This is a genomic window from Polynucleobacter sp. 39-46-10 (assembly GCF_002282275.1).
In genome coordinates, this window is sequence record NZ_NCJB01000089.1 from 1 (window position 1) to 9,188 (window position 9,188).

Genomic DNA, 9,188 nt, shown 5'->3' on the forward strand with positions numbered 1-9,188 from the left:
CGGGACATTTCTCCCTCTTGGGCGCTTTATTCGTTTTGGCGTTAGCATTTGTACCTTGGGTCAGTGCTAGCGCCGTAAAGATTGCAATTGAATGAGTCAGACAAATAACGTATCTACAAACCGTGTAGTGAATTGGTTCAAGTTCTCGAGCCCCAGTACTTTTTATCCGCTTGCCGGAAAACTCATCCCATGGTTTTGGGCACTAACCATTATTTTTGGCATTGCAGGCTTGTGGGTGAGTTTTTTTGTAGCGCCAGTGGACGCGGTTCAAGGACAGGGCTACCGAATCATTTTTGTTCATGTGCCGGCTTCTTGGATGTCCATGTTCATCTATTTAGTGATGGCTGCCTGGGCTGGATTAGGTTTGATATTTAATGCGCGTCTGTCGGCCATGATGGCTCAGGCGCTCGCACCAATTGGTGCTTGGATGGCTTTTTTATCTCTATGGACTGGAGCCTTCTGGGGTAAGCCTATGTGGGGCGCATGGTGGGTATGGGATGCACGCTTAACTTCTGAGTTAATTCTGCTTTTTTTATACCTTGGATTTATTGCCCTACAAGCATCGATTGATAATGTTCGCCGAGCCGATAAAGCAGGGGCAATTTTGGCTTTAGTCGGCGTAGTAAACGTCCCCATCATTTATTTTTCAGTGAAATGGTGGAATACCTTGCATCAAGGCGCCTCTGTTTCCTTAACTAAGGCTCCGGCCATGGCCCAGACCATGTTGTGGGGAATGTTATTAATGGCTTTATGCTTCTGGATGTACTCAATAGCAGTAGGGTTAATGCGTGTACGTGCCATCATTTTGGAGCGTGAGGCCCATACTGACTGGGTTAAGCAATTAAATGAGGTAAAGCGTTAATGTGGAATAGTCCGGCGGAATTCTTTGCAATGGGGGGTTATGCGCTCTATGTATGGAGTAGCTTCGGCATTTGTGCTTTGGTACTCTTGCTTGAGCCTCTGGCTGTTCGGGCACGACACAGAGTGATTGTGCGAAGACTTCAGCGTGAAGTCATGGCGGAACAGTTTGATCAAAAGGGCGGTAAGTGAAACCAAGACATAAACGGGCCGCCATTATTGTTGGCGCACTCATTGCGATTGGCATCGCGGCAGTATTAATTTTGAATGCGCTCAATAGCAATATTGCTTTGTATGTCACCCCCAGCGAGGTTGCTGCTGGTAAGTCACCGGCTGGTCAAGTCTTCCGGATTGGAGGTATGGTGAAAGATGGATCAGTGAAGCGAGATGGTTTGACTGTGCACTTTGTGATTACCGATATGGCGAAAGATATTCCTGTTGCCTATACAGGCATTCTTCCAGATTTGTTTAAAGAAGGTAAGGGTGCAGTTATCCAAGGTCGCTTAAATCCGGATGGACAATTTGTTGCTAGCGAAGTGCTGGCCAAGCATGATGAAAACTACATGCCTCCAGAGGCCAAGCATGCTTTGGATCAGGCTCAAAAAAATGGAAATAAACAATGATTCCTGAGTTTGGGCATTACGCGTTAATCCTCGCTTTATGTGTTGCCATTCTTCAGGGAATTCTTCCATTGGTCGGCGCACATCAAAGTCGCCGTGAATGGATTTTGTTAGCTAGGCCAGCTGCACAAACTGTTTTCTTATTGCTTGCTATTGCCTTCGTCATCCTGGCGTGGAGCTTTTATACGAATGATTTTTCTGTGCTCTATGTTGCAGATCATTCCAACTCTCAAATGCCAGTCATTTACCGCCTGGGTGCTGTCTGGGGTGGTCATGAAGGCTCCCTATTATTGTGGGTTTTCTTGCTATCGACTTGGACATTCTTAGTGGCTCAACTTTCCAAAGCTTTGGATGAGTTTATGGTGGCTCGTGTCATTGGGGTTTTGGGCTTGGTTATTACAGGACTACTCTTATTTGTTCTCTTAACTTCTAACCCTTTTGAACGATTGTTGCCAGCTGCTCAGGATGGGCGATCTCTTAATCCGCTCTTACAAGATCCGGGATTGGTATTTCATCCGCCAATGTTGTATATGGGTTATGTTGGCTTTTCAGTGGCCTTTGCATTTGCAATTGCTTCTTTATTGTCTGGTCGCCTTGATGCTGCATGGGCACGCTGGTCGCGTCCTTGGACAACGGCTGCCTGGGTATTTTTAACTCTGGGTATTGCGCTAGGCTCTTGGTGGGCTTATTACGAATTGGGTTGGGGTGGTTGGTGGTTCTGGGATCCTGTTGAAAATGCCTCATTCATTCCCTGGTTAGTTGGCACTGCTTTGTTACATTCGCTTGCGGTTACTGAGAAGCGTGGTGGATTTAAGAGTTGGACGGTGCTGTTGGCAATTACGGCTTTCTCACTTTCACTTCTCGGAACATTCTTAGTGCGTTCTGGAGTGCTGACTTCAGTGCATGCATTTGCGACTGATCCTAAGCGCGGCATCTTTATTTTGATTTTCTTGGTATTGGTAGTGGGTTCTTCTTTAACTCTCTATGCTTGGCGCGCTCCCAAAAGCACGCTGGGTGGTAAGTTCAGTTTCACCTCCCGCGAAACCTTTATTTTGCTCGGCAATGTTTTCTTGGTGGTATCGGCCGCATCAGTGCTCTTGGGTACGCTCTATCCCTTGCTGATCGATGCTCTGCACCTAGGAAAGATCTCAGTGGGTCCTCCGTATTTCAACAGCGTATTTGTACCCATCATGATTCCTTTGCTGGTCTTAATGGGAATTGGGCCGTGGACCAATTGGAAGAACTCCAATCTCGTGGATGTCATTAAGCGCTTATGGATTGCAGCTCTAGTGGCAGTGATTGCCGCCGCTTTGATTCCCTTTACCATGGGTGAATTTACCTGGCTCAGCAGTCTTGGTTTCTTACTAGCATTCTGGGTAATTTCCTCAGGTGTTTTGCAGATCATTCGTCAAGCAAAAGCAGGCAAGCCCACACGTTCCTTTATTGGTATGCAGGTAGCGCACCTGGGTATAGCAGTGTTTGTTATTGGTGTCACTATGGTGGGTGCGTACCAAGAAGAGAAGGATGTACGTATGCTGCCTGGTGAAAGTGTTAGTGTTGGCGGTTATCAAATTCAGCTTCAAAGCGTTTCTGCTGTGCCTGGCCCAAACTACAACGCAATGCAAGGCACCTTCTTGCTTTCTCGTAATGGGAAGTTGGAAGCTACGATGTACCCAGAAAAACGTAGCTACTTCTCTTCCACTATGCCAATGACTGAGGCTGCAATTGATGCGGGCCTCACCAGAGATATTTATGTCTCATTGGGTGAAGAGCTCGAAGATAAAGCATGGGCTGTACGTGTCTATTACAAGCCCTTTGTTGATTGGATTTGGGGCGGATGTCTATTGATGGCTCTGGGTGGCGTTTTGGCAATGTCAGATAAGCGCTATCGTATGAAATTACGCAAGGCAGCAGTATGAAAGCCAAGTTTTTAATTCCACTTTTCTTGTTTGTAATTTTGGTTGGATTTTTAGCGATAGGCTTGAATCGCGATCCACATGAAATACCTTCGCCACTAATTGGCAAGCAAGCCCCTGCTTTTGAACTCCCGCAATTAGCTGATCCTCAAAAAACCTTTTCACCAGACAGTATGAAAGGTCAGCCTTGGATTTTGAACGTCTGGGCTTCTTGGTGTGTTGCTTGCCGTGAAGAGCATCCCGTTTTGGTTGAGTTAGGTAAGTTGGGTGTCGCGCCAATTATTGGCTTGGATTACAAAGACAAGCGTGAAGATGCGATGGCGATGCTTGCTCGCCAAGGCAATCCCTATGTTTTATCTGCCTTTGATGCGAACGGTCGCGTTGGTATTGACTACGGTGTGTATGGTGTTCCAGAGACATATGTTATTGATAAGGCTGGGGTGATTCGGTTCAAACATATCGGCCCAATCACAATGGAGCTATTGAATAAGAAGATTATTCCTCTATTGGGTGAGCTTAAGTGATGTTGCGTAAGCTGATCCTAGCTAGTCTTACAAGTATTGCGATTGCTTGTGCGATGAATGTTGCTTTAGCTAAAGACGCCACTCCGCTCGCAGATGATCCGGTCACAGAGCAGCGCTTGATTGCAATTTCAGAAGAAATGCGTTGTCTGGTTTGCCAGAATGAATCCCTTGCGGGTTCACGATCTGATTTAGCGAATGATTTGCGTAAAGAAATTCGGATTTTGATTGGTGAAGGTAAAACCGATAAGCAAATTCGGGAGTTTATGGTGGAGCGCTATGGCGACTTTGTCTTATATCGCCCACCCGTAAAGCCAATCACTTGGATTTTATGGATAGGCCCTTTTGTGATTTTGCTTGTTGGCATTATTGGCCTAGCAGTGTATTTACGCCGCAGAAATCAAAGAGTGCCAAGTACTACGCTGTCCGCAGAGGACAATCGTCGTATTGATGCACTACTTCGGGATGCAAAATCCAGTTCAACAGAAAATGCACATGACTAGTTTTTTAATACCCGCCCTCCTTTTGTTGATCTTGGTCTTGGTCTTATTGCTTCGCCCATTATTTTTCCCAGCTAAAGAATCTGAGACTTCTCGTCGTCAGATGAATGCTGCTATTTATCGCGAGGAGCTCGATAAGCTCGAGGCTGATCGTTTGGCGGGCACGGTTGATGCTGATAGTTACGAGCAAGCTCATGCAGAAATGCGTCAGCGCCTTTTTCAAGATACGGATGAGGCGGATGATCTTGCTGTATTGGGTTCCCCAAAGAAAACTATTGTTGGAATTTGTCTGTTTGTAGTTTTGCTTTCAGCAGGTTTTTATTTCTATCTTGGTGATGCTGCTCGAATTGCCGAAAAGAGTGCTGAGCAGCCAATGACTCAAGAAGCTGTTGAAAAGATGGTTACTGAGTTTGCTGCCAAGATGGAGAAGGAGCCTGATAATTTAAAGGGCTGGGCTATGCTGGCACGCTCCTACCGAATTTTGGGTCAGAATGCTGAGGCCGCAAAAGCCTATGCTCGTGCAGGCTCTTTTGTGGATGCTGACCCACAGTTGTTGGCTGACTATGCTGATGTATTGGCGGCAAATGCAAATGGTAATTTTGCTGGTAAACCACAACAATTAATTAACAAAGCTTTGGCGCTAGATCCAAACAATCTATTGGCACTGTGGCTTTCTGGAACTGCAGCCTTTAATGCGCAAAACTACAAAGCCGCTGTGCAATCTTGGGAAAAGCTGGAAAAGCAATTACCCCCTGAAACAGATGAGGCGAGAGCGATTGCCGGCTCTATTGCTGAAGCGCGTAGCAAAGGTGGGTTAGTGCCAGCTACTGCACCAGCGATTAATAATCGAGGGGTGAGTGGGCGAGTGGGAATATCTTCCGCGCTTCAATCTAAAGTTAAAGCGGGTGATACTTTGATGGTGATTGCTCGTAAGCCTGGTGAACGTATGCCAGTCGCAGTTCTCAAAACCCCGGTGACTACTTTCCCGGTGAGCTTTGTATTAAATGATGCTTTGGCAATGAGCCCAAATGCCTTGATCTCTCAATTACCTGAGGTGTCAGTTGAGGTGCGTATCTCTAAAACGGGTATGGCAATGCCGGAATCTGGCGATTTGATTTCTTCTGCGCAAACCATCAAAGTGGGCACGACAGATGCCCGCTTGATGGTCGATCAAGTTAGACCTTAATTAACCTCGACCAACAAATGGCATATTGCTTGCCATGATGGTCATCGTCAGAATATTGCTCTCTGGAGGTAGTTGAGCCATATGTAGCACTGCTTGCCCAACATGATCCACATCCATTAATGGCTCAGCTTTCTTTGACCCATCGGCTTGCAAAATTCCGGCGGCCATAGGGATGGTCATTTCAGTACCGGCATTACCAATATCAATTTGACCGCAGGTGATGTTGAAAGGACGACCATCTAATGCAATGGACTTGGTTAATCCAGTGATGGCATGTTTGGTGGATGAGTATGGGGCAGACATCGGGCGGGGTGCATGTGCTGAGATGGAGCCATTGTTAATGATGCGTCCACCTTGAGGTGACTGCGCCTTCATCATGCGAATTGCTTCTTGTGAGCAAAGAAAAGCCCCGCAAAGATTGGCATTGACCACGTTCATCCATTGTTCGTAGCTGATCTCTTCCATCGGGATTGCTGGAGCACCCATACCAGCATTATTAAAGAGCACATCAATACGACCAAAGTGTTTTTGGATCTCTGAAAATAACTGCTTTACTTGTTCTGGTCTACCCACGTCGCAGGCAAGAGCTAAGCAGTTTTGGCTATTTCCGCCAATATCTTGAATGGCTTTATTCAGTTTCTCAAGGTTTCTACCGGTTAAGACAACTTGAAAGCCGCCATTGAGCAGCGCTTTTGCAGCTGCCTTGCCAATACCCGTTCCAGCTCCCGTAACCAGGGCTACCTTATTGAGGTTTGAGTTCATTTTGATCCTAAGGGTTCTTTGAAAACATTCATCTTATCCTAAATGATTCGGGATGAATTCATTCCACTCTTGATCTTTGGGCTAGGGGCATAATGGCAAAAACAAGAAGAATTCTTATGGACTTCATACGCAAAAATATCTACAACCCTATCGCATTTGGCATAGCCTTTTTGGTTCTGGTGGCGATACTTTTTGCTACCTTATGGGTTTTGGTGCCCCCGCCGCCCAGGTCCATCCAGTTGGCAACGGGCTTGCCTACTGGCCTGTATCAGCAGTTTGGTGAAAGACTTCAGAAAGAGCTTACGGAGGAAGGAATTTCTCTACGCTTAAGAACGACTGGCGGCACAAGTGATAACTTGGCCTTATTGAATGATCCGCATTCAGGCGTCGATTTTGCAATGGTTCAAGGTGGAGTGGCAGACTTATCCAAGCATCCCAAACTGGTCTCTATTGCAGGAGTGTTTTATGAGCCTGTATGGGTTTGGTATCGAGAGGCTAGCTTTCCTAATGAATCTGGGCGCTTGGGCTTATTGAGTCAGCTGAAAGGTAAGCGCGTTTCCATTGGCAATGAGGGAAGTGGTACCTTGAGTTTAGCTTCGCAATTGCTCGAGGCAAGCGGATTAAGCATGAATGATATCCGCACTGAAAAGCTCAAGCCCTTAGAAGCATTGGAAAAATTTAAAAAAGGGGAGTTAGACGCTATTTTTTTAGTGAGTGCTGCCGAAGCGCCTTTACTTAAAAGTTTTTATGAAACGCCCGGCATTCGCTTAATGAGTTTTGAACAGGCTGAAGCTTATGTTCATTTATTTCCATTTCTTTCTAAGGTAACGGTGCCACGTGGGATGGTCAGTATTGCGTATGACTTGCCTCGTCAAGATATTCAGGTGTTGGCAGCAACAGCTACCTTGGTGGGCAAGGAAGGCATTAGCCCTGCTTTAGTGACATTATTACTTGGCGATACTTACGATATTCTGAAATCCTATGCCTATCTACAAAAGCCTGGAGAGTTTCCATCGGGTACTGGTCTTGATTTTCCTTTGCATGTGGATGCAGAAATCTATTTAAAAGACGGACCTTCTTTATTGCATCGCCATTTACCTTTCTGGACTGCGGTATGGATTGGGAGGTTCGCAAAAATCGTCATCCCACTGTTGGTGATTTTTATTCCCCTGTTTACCTACATTCCTGCGGCCAAAAATTTGTTATTACGACTCAAGCTATCTAGAGTTTATGAAGAGCTGAAGTTAATAGAAAAAAACGCTGCTAATCCAGACTTGAAAGAAAAGAACTTTAAGGAATTGGAGGATATTGAGAGAAGGGTGGGCAATATCAAGGTTTCTATGCTGGACGCAAAAGAGTTATATGACTTAAAGGGGCATGTAGGAGAGGTACGTGGCCGTTTGAATTTGCATTCCTAAGTTGATTGCTAAAAGCCTAAAATAAGCCCATGACTCTCTCAAGCCTTTTACCCCCGCTGACTCCCGTTAAGGAATTACCTCAATCTTTGCGAGATCAGGGTTATGCAGTGTTATCCGCACAGGAGGTGGCAAAAATAGCGCATGTGGATCTAGAGCAGCTCTTAAGCCTCAACCAGTTTTGGGAAGGTTTGCCGCGCGATCCGTATCTAAAGGATGGGGGGCGCTACCGCTTTCGACGCCATTCAAGCTTCGAGATGAAGGGTGAAAGTCTGACCATAGTGCCGCATCGTGCCCATTGGCAGTCAGTTGACTACAACGCCTTGCATGGCGGCATCGAGCGCTGGTTTGAACCCTCGCAGGTTCAGCTTACCAACAATCCTGCCTGGCAATCTCTTTTGCTGGGGCTGGCCAACGTATTAAGCGGCGTAAAGCAGGTGAATACTTGGTTTGTTGAGGCGCATCAATTTCGGATTGATACGACTGATGGAATTGGTCGCCCAACTCCCGAAGGTGCGCATCGTGATGGCGTGGATTTTGTAGCTGTCTTTTTGCTCAATCGAGTTGGCATTAAGGGTGGTGAGACTCGCATTTTTGATGCAAATGGTTCTGCCGGTTTGAGATTTACACTTTCTGAACCTTGGTCTTTATTGTTGATGAATGATGAACGTATGATTCATGAGTCCACCCCGATTCAGCCTTTAGGGCCTCACGGCTACAGAGATACTTTGGTGCTCACCTTTCGCTCGAATGGTTTTCAGGATTCACCAGGTCGTAGTCAGCAGTAAGTCCTATGCGCTTTAAACCTACCGGTTACACCCCTTTCATGCTCATGGCGCAAACCTGCGCGCTGCTTGGTTTTGCTTGCTACGCTGTCGTGTTAACAACATTGCAAGACGAATGGCATCTCAGTAATTTGCAGTCTGGTTTAATTGCGAGCGCTTTTTTCTTTGGCTATATGCTGATGGTGCCGTTAGCAACAGCCCTGACGGATCGTGTCGATGCAAAAAAAATCTATCTTGTAGGTGGTCTGTTGGCTACAAGTGGACTGCTTGGCATGGGCATCCTTGCTGATAACTTCTGGACTGCCCTGATCTTTATGGCGATTAATGGGGCTGGTTTAGCGGGTACCTATATGCCTGGCTTAAAGATTCTTTCTGATCGTATTAAGACCGGAGAATTGAGTCGTCATATTGCTTTCTATACGGCTTTCTTTGGCATTGGTACTGGCTTTTCATATCTTTGCTCAGGCTGGATATTGGATGGCTTAGGTTGGCGCTATGTTTTTGGAATCATCGCCTTAGGCCCATTTACCGCATTATTGATTGTGCTGATATTTATCCCTGCACTCACTCATGAAAAATGGCATGGCCCTATTCATGTTCGATTGCATGATATTTTTCCGGTGGA

Annotated in this window: 11 protein-coding genes; 10 read left to right on the forward strand and 1 reads right to left on the reverse strand. The window is 46.1% G+C overall.

Annotated elements, in window-relative coordinates; translation table 11 throughout:
- The first annotated feature begins 91 nt into the window (after nt 1-91).
- From ccmC to ccmI, 7 genes are read left to right on the forward strand one after another with little or no spacing between them, the layout of a single operon-like run.
- Nucleotides 92-862 (forward strand): heme ABC transporter permease CcmC, encoded by a 771-nt coding sequence (ccmC, locus tag B7X71_RS08650; RefSeq protein WP_293600527.1) that lies wholly within the window; start codon nt 92-94, stop codon nt 860-862.
- Nucleotides 862-1,050, forward strand: a complete 189-nt coding sequence (gene ccmD, locus B7X71_RS08655; protein ID WP_293599176.1) for a heme exporter protein CcmD — start codon at nt 862-864, stop codon at nt 1,048-1,050. Before ccmC ends, ccmD begins: the two co-directional genes overlap by 1 nt.
- Nucleotides 1,047-1,481: a cytochrome c maturation protein CcmE gene (gene ccmE, locus B7X71_RS08660; RefSeq protein WP_215301701.1), complete on the forward strand. Its 435-nt coding sequence runs from the start codon at nt 1,047-1,049 to the stop codon at nt 1,479-1,481. The genes ccmD and ccmE overlap by 4 nt, the downstream gene beginning before the upstream one ends.
- A complete protein-coding gene (locus tag B7X71_RS08665) occupies nt 1,478-3,397 on the forward strand; it encodes a heme lyase CcmF/NrfE family subunit (RefSeq protein WP_293600528.1) in 1,920 nt (639 codons plus the stop codon). The genes ccmE and B7X71_RS08665 overlap by 4 nt, the downstream gene beginning before the upstream one ends.
- On the forward strand, nt 3,394-3,918 hold the full coding sequence (locus tag B7X71_RS08670) for a DsbE family thiol:disulfide interchange protein (protein WP_215301698.1): 525 nt from the start codon (nt 3,394-3,396) through the stop codon (nt 3,916-3,918). The genes B7X71_RS08665 and B7X71_RS08670 overlap by 4 nt, the downstream gene beginning before the upstream one ends.
- On the forward strand, nt 3,918-4,418 hold the full coding sequence (locus tag B7X71_RS08675; RefSeq protein ID WP_215301697.1) for a cytochrome c-type biogenesis protein: 501 nt from the start codon (nt 3,918-3,920) through the stop codon (nt 4,416-4,418). The genes B7X71_RS08670 and B7X71_RS08675 overlap by 1 nt, the downstream gene beginning before the upstream one ends.
- The gene (gene ccmI / locus B7X71_RS08680; protein ID WP_293600529.1) at nt 4,411-5,601 is read left to right on the forward strand and encodes a c-type cytochrome biogenesis protein CcmI; all 1,191 of its coding nucleotides are present in this window, start codon (nt 4,411-4,413) and stop codon (nt 5,599-5,601) included. Before B7X71_RS08675 ends, ccmI begins: the two co-directional genes overlap by 8 nt.
- Here the strand turns inward: ccmI and B7X71_RS08685 are convergent, their stop codons facing one another.
- Nucleotides 5,602-6,363, reverse strand: a complete 762-nt coding sequence (locus B7X71_RS08685; RefSeq protein ID WP_215386447.1) for an SDR family oxidoreductase — start codon at nt 6,361-6,363, stop codon at nt 5,602-5,604.
- Between the two features lie 116 nt (nt 6,364-6,479).
- Between B7X71_RS08685 and B7X71_RS08690 the strand changes: the two genes are divergently transcribed.
- From B7X71_RS08690 to B7X71_RS08700, 3 genes are all read left to right on the forward strand, one after another.
- Entirely contained in the window at nt 6,480-7,781 is a 1,302-nt protein-coding gene (locus tag B7X71_RS08690; RefSeq protein ID WP_215301691.1) for a TAXI family TRAP transporter solute-binding subunit, read from the forward strand.
- A 29-nt stretch (nt 7,782-7,810) separates the two neighbouring features.
- Nucleotides 7,811-8,566 carry a 2OG-Fe dioxygenase family protein gene (locus tag B7X71_RS08695; RefSeq protein ID WP_293600530.1) on the forward strand — a complete coding sequence of 252 codons (756 nt, stop codon included), beginning with the start codon at nt 7,811-7,813 and terminating at the stop codon, nt 8,564-8,566.
- Nucleotides 8,567-8,571: 5 nt separating this feature from the next.
- Nucleotides 8,572-9,188: MFS transporter (locus B7X71_RS08700; RefSeq protein ID WP_293600531.1), on the forward strand; the 617-nt coding region annotated here is incomplete at its 3' end.

What these genes read in the sequence shown, in the direction of transcription:
- ccmC (WP_293600527.1), top strand. Translation starts at nt 92, where the DNA reads ATGAGTCAGACAAATAACGTATCTACAAACCGTGTAGTGAATTGGTTC.
- ccmD (WP_293599176.1), top strand. Translation starts at nt 862, where the DNA reads ATGTGGAATAGTCCGGCGGAATTCTTTGCAATGGGGGGTTATGCGCTC.
- B7X71_RS08665 (WP_293600528.1), top strand. Translation starts at nt 1,478, where the DNA reads ATGATTCCTGAGTTTGGGCATTACGCGTTAATCCTCGCTTTATGTGTT.
- B7X71_RS08670 (WP_215301698.1), top strand. Translation starts at nt 3,394, where the DNA reads ATGAAAGCCAAGTTTTTAATTCCACTTTTCTTGTTTGTAATTTTGGTT.
- B7X71_RS08675 (WP_215301697.1), top strand. Translation starts at nt 3,918, where the DNA reads ATGTTGCGTAAGCTGATCCTAGCTAGTCTTACAAGTATTGCGATTGCT.
- ccmI (WP_293600529.1), top strand. Translation starts at nt 4,411, where the DNA reads ATGACTAGTTTTTTAATACCCGCCCTCCTTTTGTTGATCTTGGTCTTG.
- B7X71_RS08685 (WP_215386447.1), bottom strand. Translation starts at nt 6,363, where the DNA reads ATGAACTCAAACCTCAATAAGGTAGCCCTGGTTACGGGAGCTGGAACG.
- B7X71_RS08690 (WP_215301691.1), top strand. Translation starts at nt 6,480, where the DNA reads ATGGACTTCATACGCAAAAATATCTACAACCCTATCGCATTTGGCATA.
- B7X71_RS08695 (WP_293600530.1), top strand. Translation starts at nt 7,811, where the DNA reads ATGACTCTCTCAAGCCTTTTACCCCCGCTGACTCCCGTTAAGGAATTA.